Source organism: Pseudomonas cichorii, from assembly GCF_018343775.1.
In the GTDB taxonomy this organism is placed as follows: Bacteria; Pseudomonadota; Gammaproteobacteria; order Pseudomonadales; family Pseudomonadaceae; genus Aquipseudomonas; species Aquipseudomonas cichorii.
The window spans coordinates 297,175-313,369 of the sequence record NZ_CP074349.1; the positions used below are offsets into that span (position 1 = coordinate 297,175).

Below are 16,195 nucleotides of genomic sequence, written 5' to 3' on the forward strand. Positions count from 1 at the left end.
TGGGTATTGGAACAGGTTTAATCTTCTTCGGTGGGCTGGATGAAAACTGCTAAATTTTACATACCGCTTTTACTTGTTGAAAGCTATCTGCTCTTCACGCTGTGGCTGTTTTTTTTCGGTCCGGTGATCTGGCCTGTCGAAAACAAAAAAGAATTCCTTTTTGTCGTATCCCTGTATCACGCGTTTTTTATCGCCGGGTATCTTCTTTCCTGCCGTTTCTCGCTAAAACAGCCGGACAGGGCTGTTGAACCGAACGGTGATAATCTGTTTTTGAGATATTACTGGATTATTATCGTCTTCGCTTTCATTGCGATGGTTATCCTTCATCGCAATACGACGCTTTCCAGATCATATTTCCCCACCGGTTTTTTCTCGGAGTTGCTTAAGGGGTTATTGGCGCCTGCTGAGGTGAGAAGTTTTTATGCTTCTGCTGCCTCAAGAGAAGGGTTTTCGGGGAATGCCTATGTAACAGGAATGCTCCTGTTTTTCGGAGTGTTCAAGTACGTCCTGTTGCCAGGCCTGGTGTTCTTCTGGGACCGGCTGAGTACCACGCGCAAGCTTGTGGGTTTTCTGGTGGTCATGCTTCCGTTGTGCACGGGTATCATCTCCAGTCTGAGCGCAATCAATTTTTATTACCTGTTTGTTGTGTCGGTTTGCTTGTTTGGTGTGGTTATTTCGAATAAGTCTGCCGGGTTTTTTGTCGAACTCGGACGGCGCAAGACCTTTCTGTTCTTCCTGGTCTTTATATTCCTGTTCTCGTTCTGGCAGTTTTATAGCGTCAAATCCGGAGTATCGCCTTACAAGGTTTTCTTTGAAGACGAAAAGCCGGTTTCGTTCAGCTACTTGAATGAAACGGGAAGTGTGTTCAAAAGCGATCTGGATCCGGCTGAGAAAGCCAAGGGTGCAGACTCGCCTGTGAAAGACACTGCTCCAGCCGTACCGGAAAGCGTCGATATTACTGTGCGGCCTGCCAAGACCAATGTTGTAGCCTTGCCAGCGACGGTTGATAACAAGGAAGCTACAGCGAAGAGCAATACAGCACCTTTACCGGCAAAGGCGATGACTCCGGAGTTGCCTGCGAAGATCGAAACTGCGGCCTTGCCACAGATTGCCAAAGTGGCAGATGTGCCTGCCCAGGTTGCAGTCGCAGTCGTACCTGAGAAGTCCAACCTTACCGACTTCTATGAAAAGCTGACCGTCTATCTGGTTCAGGGCTACCAAGGCGTATCCATTGCGCTTGGAGAGAAATTCGATAGCTCATATGGCATCGGGCATTCGGTATTCCTGCAGCGAGTTTTCGCCGAGCACCTTGGCATTGATGTAAGGGATAGAACGTTCCAGCGCAAAATTACCGCACGGTGGGACGAGAATGTTTACTGGCATTCGTTCTACAGCTACATGGCAAATGATGTCGGCTTCTTTGGCGTGTCGATTGTCATGTTGATCCTGGGCTGGTATTTCGCAAACGTTTACCTTGCCGTGGTCAATGATGATGACTTCTTTGCGAAAATGCTGCTGCCGTTATTTGCCATCATGTTCTTGTATATCCCGGCGAATAACCAGGTTTTCAGCTTTCTGGAAACCATGATTTCGTTCTGGATACTCACGGCGCTCTATATTTTTCACAGGCGCCGTACCGCTGTCCGGCATGCTCAAGACTTCACTGAAGTGAGCGCGGCCCAGCACGTCTAGAGTTCGCATCAAGTGACTTCATACCCCACCTGCTTCAAGGTGGGGTTTGCGCTCAGCGATTACGCACAGGATATAACTAGCCCGTCAGCATTGGCGGTTCTGGTTGAGCAGCAAGAGAGTTTTCGGCTGAAGCGGCAACCCTTGGAACCAAGGGAAAGGAAGATGGCGCACTCGGCGGGATTCGAACCCACGACCCCTGCCTTCGGAGGGCAGTACTCTATCCAGCTGAGCTACGAGTGCAACGCGGGCGCCATGATACTCATCTGACGGGCGGGCGTCCATGCTGGCTTTAGCTTCTGGTGGGAAAACGCGACTTTTGCTTCTGTGGTTTCACATCTATGCTCTTTTGGCGACTCGCCCACTTTACAGCCTCGACACCACCTGCGCTGCCAAGGCGACTGAGGCGGTTGGCCAGTCTAGGGCGCCTGACAACCTTGCAAGCCTGCTGACGGTGCTCAAGAGCTTCCAATAGCCAGGGACGTTCATCTTTCCATTGTCGGCCTGTTCTTTTTTTTGAACAGCCTATTGTCCTTTACCCCAGCAGTCCCTAGGATTCGTTTGAGATTTCAAACGCTCTTGTTCGGTCTTCCCGTTTTTCCGCGACATGCGTCGCTGAGGCCGATGGAATGTTTTCCTGGCGATGGCTTCCAAACGGGGTGCATCGATATTCAATAGTTCGCTCCGCCCTTGTGCGGTGCTGTTTAGGAGGCCGACATGCAGCTCAAAGATTCCAAACTGTTCCGCCAGCAAGCCTATATCAACGGCCAGTGGCTGGATGCGGACGGTGGTCAGACGATCAAGGTCAATAACCCGGCGACCCATGAAATTCTCGGTACCGTGCCAAAGATGGGCGCTGCCGAAACCCGCCGTGCCATCGAAGCAGCCGACAAGGCGCTGCCAGCCTGGCGTGCCCTGACCGCCAAGGAGCGTGGCAACAAGCTGCGCCGCTGGTTCGAGCTGATGATCGAGAATCAGGATGACTTGGGCCGTCTGATGACGCTGGAGCAAGGCAAGCCGCTGGCCGAGGCCAAGGGCGAGATTGCTTATGCAGCTTCCTTTATCGAGTGGTTTGCCGAAGAAGCCAAGCGTGTCTATGGCGACGTGATTCCGGGCCATCAGCCGGACAAGCGCCTGATCGTGCTCAAGCAGCCGATTGGTGTGACAGCTGCCATTACGCCGTGGAACTTCCCGGCCGCGATGATCACCCGCAAGGCCGGTCCAGCTCTGGCCGCCGGCTGCACCATGGTGCTCAAGCCCGCTTCGCAGACCCCTTATTCTGCACTGGCCCTGGCTGAGCTGGCTGAGCGTGCTGGCATCCCTGCTGGCGTGTTCAGCGTGGTGACGGGCAGCGCTGGCGATATCGGCAGCGAGCTTACTGGCAACCCGATCGTGCGCAAGCTGTCCTTTACCGGCTCGACCGAAATCGGTCGCCAGTTGATGGCTGAATGTGCGCAGGACATCAAGAAAGTGTCGCTGGAGCTGGGCGGTAACGCGCCCTTCATCGTGTTCGACGATGCTGACCTGGACAAGGCCGTCGATGGCGCGATCATCTCCAAGTACCGCAACAACGGTCAGACCTGCGTCTGCGCCAACCGTATCTATGTGCAGGACGCCGTTTACGATGCATTCGCCGAGAAGCTTCAGGCCGCAGTTGCCAAGCTCAAGATCGGTAACGGTCTGGAAGAAGGCATTACCACCGGCCCGCTGATCGACGAGAAGGCCGTTGCCAAGGTTAAAGAGCATATTGCCGATGCTGTCGGCAAAGGCGCGAAAGTGCTGTTCGGCGGCAATAGCCTGGAAGGTACCTTCTTTGAGCCGACCATTCTGGTCAATGTGCCCAAGGATGCCGCTGTGGCGAAGGAAGAAACCTTCGGTCCGCTGGCGCCGCTGTTCCGCTTCAAGGACGAGGCTGAAGTGATCGCGCTGGCCAACGATACCGAGTTCGGTCTGGCTTCCTACTTCTATGCTCAGAACATGAGCCGCGTGTTCCGTGTGGCCGAAGCGCTGGAGTACGGCATGGTGGGTATTAACACCGGCCTGATCTCCAACGAACTGGCTCCGTTCGGTGGCATCAAGTCCTCGGGGCTGGGCCGCGAAGGCTCCAAGTACGGCATCGAAGACTATCTGGAAATCAAATACCTGTGCCTGAGCGTTTGACGCTGCGGGCTTGACCGGTAGCCGGGCGTTGCAGCAGTCGATCATCGTATGCTGCTGCAGCCCACCCCGGCTGCTTAATCCTTGAACTACGCCGACCGATGAGCGGCGAATGAGGAATACATGAGCAATACAAACGAATCCTTGATGCAACGCCGCCAGAACGCTGTCCCACGTGGCGTTGGTCAGATCCACCCGATCTTTGCCGCATCGGCAAAGAACGCCACCGTTACCGACGTCGAAGGTCGTGAGTTCATCGACTTCGCGGGCGGTATCGCAGTACTGAACACCGGTCACCTGCACCCGAAAATCATCGCCGCCGTACAAGAGCAACTGACCAAGCTGTCTCACACCTGCTTCCAGGTACTGGCTTACGAGCCGTATGTAGAGCTGTGCGAAAAAATCAACGCTCGGGTTCCAGGTGATTTCGCCAAGAAAACCCTGCTGGTGACCACCGGTTCCGAAGCTGTGGAAAACGCCGTCAAGATCGCTCGCGCAGCGACTGGCCGCGCAGGCGTGATTGCCTTCACCGGTGCCTATCACGGTCGTACCATGATGACCCTGGGGCTGACTGGTAAAGTCGTGCCTTACTCGGCCGGCATGGGCCTGATGCCGGGCGGTGTGTTCCGCGCCCTTTACCCGTGCGAGCTGCATGGTGTGAGCGTTGATGACTCCATTGCCAGCATCGAGCGCATCTTCAAGAACGACGCAGAGCCCAAGGATATTGCCGCTATCATCATCGAGCCTGTGCAGGGCGAAGGTGGTTTCTATGTGGCACCGAAGGCGTTCATGCTGCGTCTGCGTGAGCTGTGCGACAAGCACGGCATTCTGCTCATCGCTGATGAAGTGCAGACTGGCGCTGGCCGTACCGGCACTTTCTTCGCCATGGAGCAGATGGGCGTTGCTGCCGATCTGACCACCTTTGCCAAGTCCATCGCAGGCGGTTTCCCGCTGGCGGGCGTTTGCGGCAAGGCCGAGTACATGGATGCCATCGCTCCAGGCGGTCTGGGCGGTACTTATGCCGGCAGCCCGGTAGCCTGTGCCGCGGCCCTGGCTGTTCTGGAAGTGTTTGAAGAGGAAAACCTGCTGGCGCGCTGCAACACAGTGGGTGAGCACCTGGTTTCCGGTCTGAAAGCCATCCAGGCCAAATACCCGGTCATCGGCGAAGTTCGTGCCTTGGGCGCAATGATCGCTGTCGAGCTTTTTGAAGATGGTGACAGCCACAAGCCAAACGCTGCTGCTGTCGCTCAGGTTGTGGCCAAGGCCCGTGACAAGGGTCTGATCCTGTTGTCGTGCGGTACTTATGGCAACGTCCTGCGCGTTCTGGTGCCTCTGACGGCCGAGGATGAGCTGCTGAACAAAGGTCTGGCTATTCTGGAAGAGTGTTTCGCAGAGCTGGCCTGAAAAAGTGCGGTTACAGATTGAGTGATTTGTGACCAGACAGACAGAAAAAACCCTGCCTCGGCAGGGTTTTTTCGTCTTGAGAACAGGATTTATCGCTTACAGCTATATATCCGGACGAAGGCTTTGGCTAAGGTGAGCGAATCGATGTCGGAGAGTTCTGATGACTGCTGTAGATTTGACTGCGATGCCTCGCGTATTGATTGCTGAATCGGATCCATGGGTTCGCGAAACCCTCAGTGATCTGGTGTTGAGCGTGCGGGCTGACGTCGAATTGGAGATGTGCAGCGACGGCAAGCAGGCCGTTGAATGGATCAAGAAACATCTGCCGGACCTGGTGGTAGCGGCCAGGGAGTTGCCGGTTATCGACGGTTTGAGTCTGCTGCGGGGCATCCGCGCCTTGCGTCGTCAGCCTCCCATTCCTTTTATTCTGCTCAGCAACCGTAGCGACAGCGCCAGCGTGCGCGAAGTCCTGCCGCTTGCGCCTACGGCTTACCTGACCAAACCTCTGAATACCGAAGGGCTGCGTCAGCGCCTTGAAGGCCTGTTGCTGGAACGTCGTGCACCCGTGCCGGGTGAGATGCCTGCACTGACACCCGGGTTGACCCTGACCAAGTTTCTCGAAAAAAGACGTGATGTGGCTGATGGCGCGCCACTGTTTGTGGATGTCGCCACCGCGCTCAAGCTCAGCCAGAGTGGCGGTAGCATTGATGCTGCCTTGCTCGAGCAGGAGTTGCGCAACGACCCTCACATTACGGCGGTACTGATCGCGGCCGCCAATAGCGCGGCGCAGCACCTGGGCAAGCCTGTCCAGACCCTGGGGTTGGCCATTGGTGTGCTGGGGGCGGTACAGAGTGCGAGTATCGTGACCGCCCTTGCCAAGAAGCGCATGGCGGTGCTGACAAACGATGCACTGCTGGTCGAGGCCAGCAAGTTCTGGACAATGTCGCAACGCACAGCTGATTACGCACGCATTCTGGGTGGCATGCTGGAACTCGATGTCGAGCGATGCTTCTGCGCGGGTTTGCTGCAGTCGCTGGGAGATCTGGCGGTGCTGGGCTGTCTGCAGGAGTGGTTGCTGGCAGGCGGTCATCTGGACGAAGAGGTGATCAGGCAATCTCTGGAACAATACTCTGCTGCCTACGGCTCAGCCTTGCGCACTCGCTGGCGTCTGCCGCTTGAGCTGCGTGAGCTGATTGCGGCGGTGTATCAGTACAACACCGGCATCTACACCCGTGAAGTGCTGGCCATGAACCTCGCCGGGCAAATGGCCCGTCTGGGGGAGCATGAAAGCGTGACGACGCTGGTCAAGACCAAGTCTGCCAAGCTGCTGAAATTGAGCGTTGGGGACTTGCAGCGTCTGCGCAAGAAGCTCACGGGCGTAACCGACCCAAGCCTGCTGGCGCCGGTGGTGGCTGAAGTGGCAGAGCCTGAGCCTGAACAAGAGGCTGATAGGGACCTGCTGGATATTACGTCAGAGCCTGTGGATCCGGGAGTTGCCAGTGTGGAAGACCCGGGCGTCGGGGTTCAGGAGTTGCCGAAGGGGTGAGGCCTTCTCGAATGAGTTCATTCGAGAAGGCCTCACACCAGAACAATCTGGTTCTTGCCCTGACGCTTTGCCTGATACATCGCCGCATCCGCTCGTGCATAGAGCGCTTCCAGGCTGGTGTCTTCCGGGCCCAGGTTGGTCAGGCCCTGGCTGGCGGTGATACCGAACGTGGTGTTATTGCACTGGAAGCTCTGGCGCTGGATTTCACGTTGCAGGCGCTCGGCGATCTGCATGGCCATCTCAGGGGCGCAACCAGGAAATACCGCTGCAAACTCTTCACCGCCAATACGCCCGAACAGATCACCGCGACGTAGCGCCGAGCGGCCGCTTTCGGCGATACGCTGCAGCACCACATCACCTTCCTGGTGGCCGTAGGTATCGTTGACCAGTTTGAAGTCATCGACGTCCAGCAGCAGAAAGGCCAATGGTGTGTCATTGAGCCGTGCCAGCTCGAACTCGCGCTGGGCGCACTCGAAGAAGTGACGACGGTTGCTGCTCTGGGTCAACACGTCGGTGGTTGCCAGGCGCTGCAGTTCGTCTTCGAGGTGTTTTTTCTCGGTGATGTCTTCGGCGATGCCGACCACTATCAGGCGCTGGCTGGGATCGGTGCGGTGGCTGACGAAGCATTTGTCGCTCAGCCAGCGGATCTCGCCATCGGCCCGGATGATCCGGTATTCGCGATCTTCGATGGAGCCTTTTTCGATGACGTCGCTCAGGCTGCGTTCGGCGTAGTTCAGGTCATCGGGATAGATACTGTCGCGCCATTCCGCGAAGTCAGCCAGCAGCAGGCCTGCCGAGCGACCGAATATCTTCTCGTAGGCAGGGCTGACATAGACCATGCGCTGGGTTTCCCAGTCGAATGCCCACAGTACGGCATTGACGCTCACCAGCAGTGAACTGAAGAGTTGTTCGCGCTCGCTCAGGCGAGCTACTTCTGCCTGGGCATGCATCAGGGCCAGCAGGGTTTCTGCTGCCGCAGGCATCTCGGCTATTTGCGTAGCCGTGGGTAGGGCGATTGCTGTCTGCTTTTCCATCGTGCGGCATCTCAAATGACGTGCGGCCAAGGCCGCAGCATCCACCCAAACGGATTATGGGGAAGCCTTTGAGATTGATTTTCAGGAGGGAAGTTCCGGTATCGGCGCGCCCAGGTGGGCACGCCGATCAACGGTGTCAGGCTTGAGCGGGGCGCAGGGAGTAGGTTTTCAGCTGATCTGCAAAGTCGCGCAGTGACTGAATACCGCTGGCCTCGGCTTCCTGTACCCAGTCCTTGATGGCGCTGAGCATGTCATGGCCGTTGCTGCTGGTCTTGAGCCAGATCTGTTGCAGGGCAAGGCGTTTCTCGTAGATCACTTTCAGGGCATGACTGTGTTCGAGCATGGCCTGGATGCGTACGTGATGCTTGTCCTCCAGCAGGCTGGTTTCCCGGGAAAGCAGACGTTTGGCGCGGTGGAACTGGTGACGCACCGAGGCGTCGGCCTTGGCCAGCTCCTGTGCAACCAGCGGGCCGATGACCAGCTTGCGGTACTGAGCCATGATCTGGAAGCGGTTGTTGAGGATCGCCATGGCGGTGTCCATGTCCATATGGCCCTTGCCTTCGACCCGGTGGGCAATCGGCGCGACTCGCTGGACCTTGGCCAGACGCAGCGCGCTGAACAGCTTGATCCAGGCCCAGCCCATGTCGAACTCCCATGGCTTGACCGACAGCTTGGCCGAGTTGGGATAGGTGTGATGGTTGTTGTGCAGTTCTTCGCCACCGATCACGATACCCCATGGCACCAGATTGGTCGCCGCATCGCGGCACTCGAAGTTGCGATAGCCCACGGCATGACCCAGACCGTTGACCACGCCAGCGGCCCAGAACGGAATCCACATCATCTGCACGGCCCAGACGGTGATACCGAGCACGCCGAACAGCGCCAGGTCGATGACGGCCATCAGGGCGATGCCCAGCATCTTGTAGCGCGAATAGAGGTTGCGCTCGATCCAGTCTTCGGGGCAGTTCTTGCCGTAGATGCGCAAGGTGTCCTGATTCTGCGCCTCGGCACGATACAGCTCTGCACCCTTGCGCAGAACGGTGGAGAGGCCCTTGACGACCGGGCTGTGCGGGTCATCGGCGGTTTCGCATTTTGCGTGGTGCTTGCGGTGGATGGCTGTCCACTCGCGGGTGTTCTGCGCCGTGGTCAGCCACAGCCAGAAACGGAAGAAGTGCTTGAGCCCGGCGTTGAGTTCCAGGGAGCGGTGAGCGGAGTAGCGATGCAGGTAAACCGTAACGCCGACGATGGTCACGTGGGTCATTACCAGCGTGACTGCTATTAACTGCCAGACGGAAAGGTCGAGCAAACCGTTGTACCACATAGGCTGTTTGGCCCTCGGTAGAGACGCGTGTGAAAAACAAAGTAACAAGCGCATTATCACTTAGCTTTCACAGAAAACCAGTCGCTCTTTTAGATAAGAGTCGCAGGATGTTTCTTGCTTTATAATCCGGTCATTTTGTAAGGCTTTATGCATTCTTATGAACAATTCTTCTTATGAGGCCCTGCGGACCGCGCTTTTGTACGGGTTGTCCTCTGTTTTGTGGTTTGTGGCGTGCGACGAGCTGCTGCCACATTGGATCGAAGAACCGGCTCGATTGGCTTTCTGGCAGCAGGTTGGGGTTTATCTCTGGGTAGTGCTCAGCGCGGTCATGGTTTTTATCGCCCGTGGCCGATTGCTCAGGTTCATGGGCATCGACGCGCAATTGCGTCGCCAGCAGGAGGAAGATCAGGAGCGCCTGCGGCTGGCTTCGGCGGTCTTCGACAGTACCCGCGAAGGGGTATTGGTAACCGATGAAAAGGGCCTGATCGTTCATGTGAACCGCGCCTTCATGGAAATCACCGGCTATCAGGCCGATGAAGTGCTGGGCTTCAACCCGAGCAAGTTCAAGTCCGGGCGCCACGGCCCCGAGTTCTATCGGCAGATGTACCGTTCCATTCTCAGTGCCGGGCAATGGAGTGGCGAAATCTGGAACCGGCGCAAGAGCGGCGACATTTATCCACAGTGGCAGAGCATTCGTGGCATCAAGGATCAGGATGGCCAGATCAGGCACTTCGTGGCGGTGTTCTCGGACATCACGGCCATCAAGCGGTCCGAGCAGGAACTGGCCCAACTGGCTCATTACGACGCCCTGACAGACCTGCCCAATCGGCTGCTGTTCACGGATCGTGCCACTCAGGCGCTGGCCCATGCCCGTTCCAGCAAGCGCGGTTGCGCCTTGCTGCTCATCGACCTCGACCACTTCAAGAACATCAATGACAGCCTGGGTCACAGCGTTGGCGATCAGGTGCTCAAGGCAGTGGCCGAGCGCCTGAAGAGCCTGTTCGACAGCGAATTGACACTGGCGCGACTGGGCGGCGACGAGTTTGCGCTGCTGGTGAAGAACTGCCAGCAGACCGTGCAGGCCGCCGCCCTGGCCCAGCAGATCATCGACAGTTTCAAGAAGCCGTTTCTGCTCGACGATCACGAGCTGTTCATGACCGCCAGTATTGGCATCAGCCTGTTCCCCGGCGACGCGCTGACGGTGGTGCAATTGTTGCGCAACGCAGATTCCGCCCTGTTCAAGGCCAAGAGCGACGGGCGCGAAGGTTATGCGCTGTATACCGAAGAACTCACCGCGCATGCCCAGCAGCGGGTTGAACTGGCCAGTGAGTTGCACCGGGCCATCGAGCAGCAGGAGTTGCGGGTGTTCTACCAGCCGATTCATGACCTGCAGAACAGCCGTATCAAGGGGGTTGAGGCTCTGGTGCGTTGGGAGCATCCAAGGCGTGGCATGGTTTCGCCGGGAGAATTCATTCCGATCGCCGAGCAGAGCGGCCTGATTGCCGATATCGATGCCTGGGTCTTGAACACGGCCTGCCGACAGATGCGCACCTGGCTGGAAGAGGGCGTCAACCTGTCATTTGTTGCGGTGAATATCTCCAGCCGGCTGTTCAGTCATGGTGATCTGGACCGGCAAGTGGCTCAGGTGCTGCGCGATACCGGGCTCGACCCTGGCTTTCTGGAGCTGGAAGTTACCGAAAGTGCGGTAATGGACGACCCCGAGCAGGCCATCGAACAACTGCATCGATTGCGCAATCTGGGCCTGAGCCTGGCCATCGATGATTTCGGCACCGGCTACTCATCGTTGCTGCGGCTCAAGCGCATGCCCGTACAGAAACTCAAAATCGATCAGGGGTTCGTTGCCGGTTTGCCTGTCGATGAGGACGATATCGCGATTGTGCGCATCATCATTGCCCTGGCCAGGAGCATGGGGATGCGGGTGCTGGCTGAAGGTATCGAGCAGGCCGAGCAGGCAGGTTTTCTGCTGGAAAATGGTTGCCAGCTTGGCCAGGGCTATTGGTTCGCTCGGCCGATGCCTGCTGAAAAGATCGATTGGTTGCGAGCGCCGGACTTTCGTCAGCGCGTTATCTGAAGGATTTTCGCCTGTGGAATCCAGGCCTGCCGGGGCGTGCAAGGCGCTCCGGCTGCATGCTGCAACGCCAAATGACTTTTGGTTATATCTGCATTCTTAAATAGTCTTTTTAAGAATAACTCTGCGTATCTAATATTGCCTCACCGCCACAAGCCATCGCCCCCAGTCGCGACAGGCAGGCCTCTCAAATTTCAAGGAATACGATTATGAGCGCATCTCTACGTAGTGTTGACGGTCAGGACGAAGCAGCAATTCTGCGTGAAATTCAGAGTGCGCTGCGTGACCTGCGTTTTGGCGCCGTCGAAATCACTGTGCATAACGCCCAAGTGGTTCAGATCGAGCGTAAGGAAAAGTTTCGTTTGCAGAACTCTGGCGCCAAGCCGAGCTGATTGCATACCCGACTGGTTAACCGGAGGGCTTCACTTTGACTCCTGATACACCCGTGAACAGCAGCGCTCCCTTCCGAATGCGGTTTTGAAGCGCCAAGAAGAATCCAAAAAAGCCAACACTTAGAATTTCCAGGAGCTCCACCTTATGTCAATTCGCCGTTTCGCTTTGGCTGCTCTGGCCAGCGCTGTTTTTGCAGGTTCCGCTGTTGCAAAGGATTATGAATTGCTCAACGTGTCCTATGATCCGACACGCGAGCTGTATCAGGAGTACAACGCAGAGTTCGCCAGCTACTGGAAAAAGGCTCATCCGGACGACACCGTCACCGTCAAGCAGTCCCACGGTGGTTCGGGCAAGCAAGGCCGTGCGGTCATCGACGGTCTGCGCGCTGACGTCGTGACCCTGGCTTTGGCTGGTGATATCGATGAAATCGCCAAGCTGGGCAAGACTCTGCCAGAGAACTGGCAGACTCGCCTGCCAGATGCCAGCACGCCTTACACCTCGACCATCGTGTTCCTGGTGCGCAAGGGCAACCCTAAAGGCATCAAGGACTGGGGTGACCTGATCAAGAAGGATGTTTCGGTTATCACTCCGAATCCTAAAACCAGCGGCGGTGCGCGCTGGAACTTCCTGGCAGCCTGGGCCTATGGCCTGAAGTCCGGTGGCAGCGAAGCCAAGGCCAAGGAGTACGTGCAGACTTTGTTCAAGCACGTGCCGATCCTGGACACTGGTGCTCGCGGTTCGACCATTACCTTCGTCAACAACGGTCAGGGTGACGTGTTGCTGGCCTGGGAAAACGAAGCGTTCCTGGCTCTGAAGGAAGACGGTGGCAACGACAAGTTCGATATCGTCGTACCTTCCCTGTCGATCCTGGCCGAGCCGCCTGTTGCGGTCGTCGACAAGAACGCCGAGAAGAAAGGCAACACCGAAATCGCTACCGAATACCTGAAGCACCTGTACAGCAAGGCAGGTCAGGAAATCGCAGCCAAGAACTTCTACCGCCCGCGTGATCCGGAAGTTGCCGCCAAGTACGAGAAGCAATTCCCGAAACTGGAGCTGGTCACTATCGACAAAGACTTTGGCGGCTGGAAAACTGCGCAGCCGAAATTTTTCAATGACGGCGGTGTGTTCGACCAGATCTACCAAGCGCAGTAATCTGTGCAACCAGGCGGTACTGCCCCGAAAGCAGTGCCGTCCAGGACACGTTCATTAGCCCGGATTCGTTTCCGGGCTTTGTGCAAGCGGAACCAAGGACTTTTATGTCGCGTCGTATCTCCCCCGTCATACCCGGCTTCGGGCTGACGCTGGGCTACACCTTGGTGTACCTCAGTCTGATTGTGCTTATACCGCTGGCGGCCATGTTCGTTCATGCCGCGCAGCTCACCTGGGATCAGTTCTGGACCATCATCACCGCTCCGCGCGTGATTGCTGCCTTGAAGCTGAGTTTCGGTACCGCGTTCTACGCAGCCCTGATCAATGGCGTCATCGGTACGCTGCTGGCCTGGGTGCTGGTGCGTTATACCTTCCCCGGCCGCAAGATCATCGATGCGATGATCGATCTGCCGTTCGCTCTGCCAACCGCCGTTGCCGGTATCGCGCTGACCGCGCTTTATGCGCCCAATGGTCTGGTCGGGCAGTTCGCCACGGATCTGGGCTTCAAGATTGCCTACACCCCGCTGGGTATCACCCTGGCGCTGACGTTCGTGACCATGCCGTTTGTGGTGCGTACCGTGCAGCCCGTGCTGGCCGATATTCCCCGTGAGGTCGAAGAAGCGGCGGCCTGTCTGGGCGCTCGCCCTTTGCAGGTGTTTCGCTACATTCTGGTGCCTGCCTTGTTGCCCGCGTGGCTGACCGGGTTTGCCCTGGCCTTCGCCCGTGGTGTCGGGGAATACGGCTCGGTGATCTTCATCGCCGGTAACATGCCGATGAAAACCGAAATCCTGCCGCTGTTGATCATGGTCAAACTGGACCAGTACGACTACACCGGTGCGACGGCTATCGGCGTGATGATGCTGGTGGTTTCCTTCATTCTGTTGCTGCTGATCAACTTGTTGCAGCGGCGCATCGAAACCCCATCCTGAGGAGGCGCGCATGTCTTATTCATCTGTTTCTGCCGCCGCCGATGCCAACGCTGCACGCCGTGGCAATTCAACAGCGCGCCGGATCCTGATCGGTCTTGGCTGGCTGATCTTTGCCCTGTTTCTGGGCCTGCCGCTGTTCATCGTGGTTTCCCAGGGGCTGAAAAACGGTCTGGGTGCGTTCTTCTCCGCGATTCTTGAGCCCGATGCGCTGTCGGCCCTCAAGCTGACGGTGATTGCGGTGCTGATCTCGGTCCCGCTCAACCTGGTCTTCGGCGTCAGCGCCGCCTGGTGCGTGAGTAAGTACTCGTTCCGGGGCAAGAGCATTCTGGTGACCCTGATCGACCTGCCGTTCTCGGTATCGCCGGTCATCGCCGGTCTGGTCTATGTGCTGATGTTCGGCGCCCAGGGCCTGTTCGGGCCATGGTTGCAGGACCATGACATCCAGATCGTCTTTGCTCTGCCGGGAATTGTGCTGGCGACCATTTTCGTGACCGTGCCTTTCGTGGCCCGTGAACTGATCCCGCTGATGCAGGAGCAGGGCACCCAGGAAGAAGAGGCCGCACGCCTTCTGGGCGCCAATGGCTGGCAGATGTTCTGGCACGTCACGGTACCCAATATCAAATGGGGTCTGATCTACGGCGTGGTGCTCTGTACCGCACGGGCCATGGGTGAGTTCGGTGCGGTGTCGGTGGTGTCCGGCCACATCCGCGGCGTTACCAATACCCTGCCGCTGCACGTCGAAATCCTCTACAACGAGTACAACCACGTGGCAGCCTTTGCCGTGGCGAGCTTGTTGCTGATCCTGGCGCTGTTCATCCTGCTGCTCAAGCAGTGGAGCGAATCCCGCATTAACCGTCTGCGCCAAAGCGCGGCGGAGGAATAAATCATGTCGATCGAAGTCCGTAACGTCAGCAAGAACTTCAACGCCTTCAAGGCCCTGAACGCTATCAATCTGGATATCCAGAGTGGCGAGCTGGTTGCCTTGCTCGGCCCGTCAGGCTGCGGCAAGACCACCTTGCTGCGCATCATTGCCGGTCTGGAAACCCCGGATGCAGGCAGCATCGTGTTCCACGGTGAAGATGTATCCGGTCATGATGTCCGCGACCGTAATGTCGGGTTCGTATTCCAGCACTATGCGCTGTTCCGGCACATGACCGTGTTCGACAACGTTGCCTTTGGCTTGCGCATGAAGCCCAAGAATCAGCGTCCGAACGAAACCCAGATCGCCGCCAAGGTTCATGAGCTGTTGAACATGGTGCAACTGGACTGGCTGGCCGACCGTTACCCCGAGCAGCTTTCCGGTGGTCAGCGCCAGCGTATCGCCCTGGCGCGGGCCCTGGCGGTCGAGCCCAAGGTGCTGTTGCTGGACGAACCCTTCGGTGCGCTGGATGCCAAGGTTCGTAAAGAACTGCGCCGTTGGCTGGCGCGCCTGCACGAAGACATCAACCTGACGTCGGTCTTCGTGACCCACGACCAGGAAGAAGCTATGGAAGTGGCAGACCGCATCGTGGTGATGAACAAGGGCGTGATCGAACAGATCGGCTCGCCGGGTGAGGTTTACGAGGCGCCGTCCAACGACTTCGTCTATCACTTCCTGGGCGACTCGAACCGCCTGAGCCTGGGCGACGGTCATGTGCTGTTCCGTCCGCACGAAGTCTCGCTGTCACGTCAGGAGCTGGAAGACCACCACGCTGCTGAAGTCCGCGACATTCGTCCGTTGGGCGCCACCACGAGGATAACCCTCAAGGCCGAAGGCCAGAGCGATCTGATCGAGGTTGAAGTGGTGAAGGATCACGACAGCCTGGTAGGTCTGGCGCGGGGCGAGACGTTGTTCTTCAAACCGAAGGTCTGGCAGAAGGTTTCGGGCGTCTAGTACATGCTTGTAGGAGCGCATTCATTCGCGAACTTTTTCGCGAATGAATGCGCTCCTACACAGCGTTACACCGCTTCTTTTGCTGTGTTGCGCCGAACCGGCCCTGCACGCTCTTCGATCGCATGCTGCAATGGCTTGCGCATCCCCGCCAGAAACGCCAGTTCTGCCACGACGAATAATGGACCGATGATCAGGCCCGTCACATCGTCGATGAATGCCGGCTTGCGGCCTTCGTAGTAATGGCCTATGAACTGGATGATCCAGCCGATTACAAACAACCCGACTCCCGCACTCAGCCAGACCATGGTGGCCTGTTGCGCCAGATTCGCACCTGCCCAGATGCAAAGCCCGAGCATCACAGCCATCACCAGCCCCAGCGCCCGATCCAGCTTGAGATAGAACACAGTCGAGGCCAGCGCCACGAACGCCGCAGGCGATAACCAGAGCCCGCCCACGTCCCAGCCCGGACGCGACAGCAATACCGCCACAGCCAGCACGATCAGGGGTATTCCCACGAAGTGGGTCACGATATTGCGTGAATCGCGGTGATACGCCGCGTATTGGCTGAGATGATCGACAAGGTTTTTCATTATTATTCCTGCCTGAGACGA

The 16,195-nt window shown here is 57.4% G+C and carries 13 protein-coding genes and 1 tRNA gene; 10 read left to right on the forward strand and 4 right to left on the reverse strand.

The window, feature by feature from the left end; genetic code table 11:
- Positions 1–39 precede the first annotated feature (39 nt).
- Positions 40–1,692 carry a hypothetical protein gene (locus KGD89_RS01430; RefSeq protein ID WP_143008713.1) on the forward strand — a complete coding sequence of 551 codons (1,653 nt, stop codon included), beginning with the start codon at positions 40–42 and terminating at the stop codon, positions 1,690–1,692.
- Between the two features lie 163 nt (positions 1,693–1,855).
- Here KGD89_RS01430 and KGD89_RS01435 read toward each other — a convergent pair.
- A tRNA-Arg gene (locus KGD89_RS01435) sits at positions 1,856–1,932 on the reverse strand.
- A gap of 474 nt (positions 1,933–2,406) precedes the next feature.
- Here KGD89_RS01435 and gabD point away from each other — a divergent pair.
- From gabD to KGD89_RS01450, 3 genes are all read left to right on the forward strand, one after another.
- The gene (gabD, locus tag KGD89_RS01440; RefSeq protein ID WP_025258049.1) at positions 2,407–3,849 is read left to right on the forward strand and encodes an NADP-dependent succinate-semialdehyde dehydrogenase; all 1,443 of its coding nucleotides are present in this window, start codon (positions 2,407–2,409) and stop codon (positions 3,847–3,849) included.
- A gap of 120 nt (positions 3,850–3,969) precedes the next feature.
- Entirely contained in the window at positions 3,970–5,250 is a 1,281-nt protein-coding gene (gene gabT, locus KGD89_RS01445) for a 4-aminobutyrate--2-oxoglutarate transaminase (RefSeq protein ID WP_025258050.1), read from the forward strand.
- Positions 5,251–5,410: 160 nt separating this feature from the next.
- A complete protein-coding gene (locus KGD89_RS01450) occupies positions 5,411–6,796 on the forward strand; it encodes a response regulator (protein WP_038399732.1) in 1,386 nt (461 codons plus the stop codon).
- Between the two features lie 32 nt (positions 6,797–6,828).
- Here the strand turns inward: KGD89_RS01450 and KGD89_RS01455 are convergent, their stop codons facing one another.
- Entirely contained in the window at positions 6,829–7,830 is a 1,002-nt protein-coding gene (locus tag KGD89_RS01455) for a GGDEF domain-containing protein (protein WP_025258052.1), read from the reverse strand.
- Between the two features lie 136 nt (positions 7,831–7,966).
- A complete protein-coding gene (desA, locus tag KGD89_RS01460; RefSeq protein ID WP_025258053.1) occupies positions 7,967–9,151 on the reverse strand; it encodes a delta-9 fatty acid desaturase DesA in 1,185 nt (394 codons plus the stop codon).
- A gap of 157 nt (positions 9,152–9,308) precedes the next feature.
- On the opposite strand from desA, the gene dibA reads away from it, so the two are divergent.
- From dibA to KGD89_RS01490, 6 genes are all read left to right on the forward strand, one after another.
- Positions 9,309–11,243 carry a phosphodiesterase DibA gene (gene dibA, locus KGD89_RS01465; RefSeq protein WP_025258054.1) on the forward strand — a complete coding sequence of 645 codons (1,935 nt, stop codon included), beginning with the start codon at positions 9,309–9,311 and terminating at the stop codon, positions 11,241–11,243.
- Between the two features lie 206 nt (positions 11,244–11,449).
- Positions 11,450–11,632 (forward strand): sulfur starvation response protein OscA, encoded by a 183-nt coding sequence (gene oscA / locus KGD89_RS01470; protein ID WP_025258055.1) that lies wholly within the window; start codon positions 11,450–11,452, stop codon positions 11,630–11,632.
- Between the two features lie 145 nt (positions 11,633–11,777).
- Positions 11,778–12,785 (forward strand): sulfate ABC transporter substrate-binding protein, encoded by a 1,008-nt coding sequence (locus tag KGD89_RS01475; protein WP_025258056.1) that lies wholly within the window; start codon positions 11,778–11,780, stop codon positions 12,783–12,785.
- Between the two features lie 104 nt (positions 12,786–12,889).
- On the forward strand, positions 12,890–13,711 hold the full coding sequence (gene cysT / locus KGD89_RS01480) for a sulfate ABC transporter permease subunit CysT (protein ID WP_025258057.1): 822 nt from the start codon (positions 12,890–12,892) through the stop codon (positions 13,709–13,711).
- A gap of 10 nt (positions 13,712–13,721) precedes the next feature.
- Positions 13,722–14,594: a sulfate ABC transporter permease subunit CysW gene (gene cysW, locus KGD89_RS01485; protein ID WP_025258058.1), complete on the forward strand. Its 873-nt coding sequence runs from the start codon at positions 13,722–13,724 to the stop codon at positions 14,592–14,594.
- A gap of 3 nt (positions 14,595–14,597) precedes the next feature.
- A complete protein-coding gene (locus KGD89_RS01490; RefSeq protein WP_025258059.1) occupies positions 14,598–15,584 on the forward strand; it encodes a sulfate/molybdate ABC transporter ATP-binding protein in 987 nt (328 codons plus the stop codon).
- 65 nt (positions 15,585–15,649) lie between these two features.
- Here the strand turns inward: KGD89_RS01490 and KGD89_RS01495 are convergent, their stop codons facing one another.
- Complete coding sequence (locus KGD89_RS01495; RefSeq protein ID WP_025258060.1) at positions 15,650–16,174, reverse strand: Mpo1 family 2-hydroxy fatty acid dioxygenase; 525 nt, start codon at positions 16,172–16,174, stop codon at positions 15,650–15,652.
- Between the last annotated feature and the right edge of the window lie 21 nt (positions 16,175–16,195).

What these genes read in the sequence shown, in the direction of transcription:
- KGD89_RS01430 (WP_143008713.1), top strand. Translation starts at nt 40, where the DNA reads ATGAAAACTGCTAAATTTTACATACCGCTTTTACTTGTTGAAAGCTAT.
- gabD (WP_025258049.1), top strand. Translation starts at nt 2,407, where the DNA reads ATGCAGCTCAAAGATTCCAAACTGTTCCGCCAGCAAGCCTATATCAAC.
- gabT (WP_025258050.1), top strand. Translation starts at nt 3,970, where the DNA reads ATGAGCAATACAAACGAATCCTTGATGCAACGCCGCCAGAACGCTGTC.
- KGD89_RS01450 (WP_038399732.1), top strand. Translation starts at nt 5,411, where the DNA reads ATGACTGCTGTAGATTTGACTGCGATGCCTCGCGTATTGATTGCTGAA.
- KGD89_RS01455 (WP_025258052.1), bottom strand. Translation starts at nt 7,830, where the DNA reads ATGGAAAAGCAGACAGCAATCGCCCTACCCACGGCTACGCAAATAGCC.
- desA (WP_025258053.1), bottom strand. Translation starts at nt 9,151, where the DNA reads ATGTGGTACAACGGTTTGCTCGACCTTTCCGTCTGGCAGTTAATAGCA.
- dibA (WP_025258054.1), top strand. Translation starts at nt 9,309, where the DNA reads ATGAACAATTCTTCTTATGAGGCCCTGCGGACCGCGCTTTTGTACGGG.
- oscA (WP_025258055.1), top strand. Translation starts at nt 11,450, where the DNA reads ATGAGCGCATCTCTACGTAGTGTTGACGGTCAGGACGAAGCAGCAATT.
- KGD89_RS01475 (WP_025258056.1), top strand. Translation starts at nt 11,778, where the DNA reads ATGTCAATTCGCCGTTTCGCTTTGGCTGCTCTGGCCAGCGCTGTTTTT.
- cysT (WP_025258057.1), top strand. Translation starts at nt 12,890, where the DNA reads ATGTCGCGTCGTATCTCCCCCGTCATACCCGGCTTCGGGCTGACGCTG.
- cysW (WP_025258058.1), top strand. Translation starts at nt 13,722, where the DNA reads ATGTCTTATTCATCTGTTTCTGCCGCCGCCGATGCCAACGCTGCACGC.
- KGD89_RS01490 (WP_025258059.1), top strand. Translation starts at nt 14,598, where the DNA reads ATGTCGATCGAAGTCCGTAACGTCAGCAAGAACTTCAACGCCTTCAAG.
- KGD89_RS01495 (WP_025258060.1), bottom strand. Translation starts at nt 16,174, where the DNA reads ATGAAAAACCTTGTCGATCATCTCAGCCAATACGCGGCGTATCACCGC.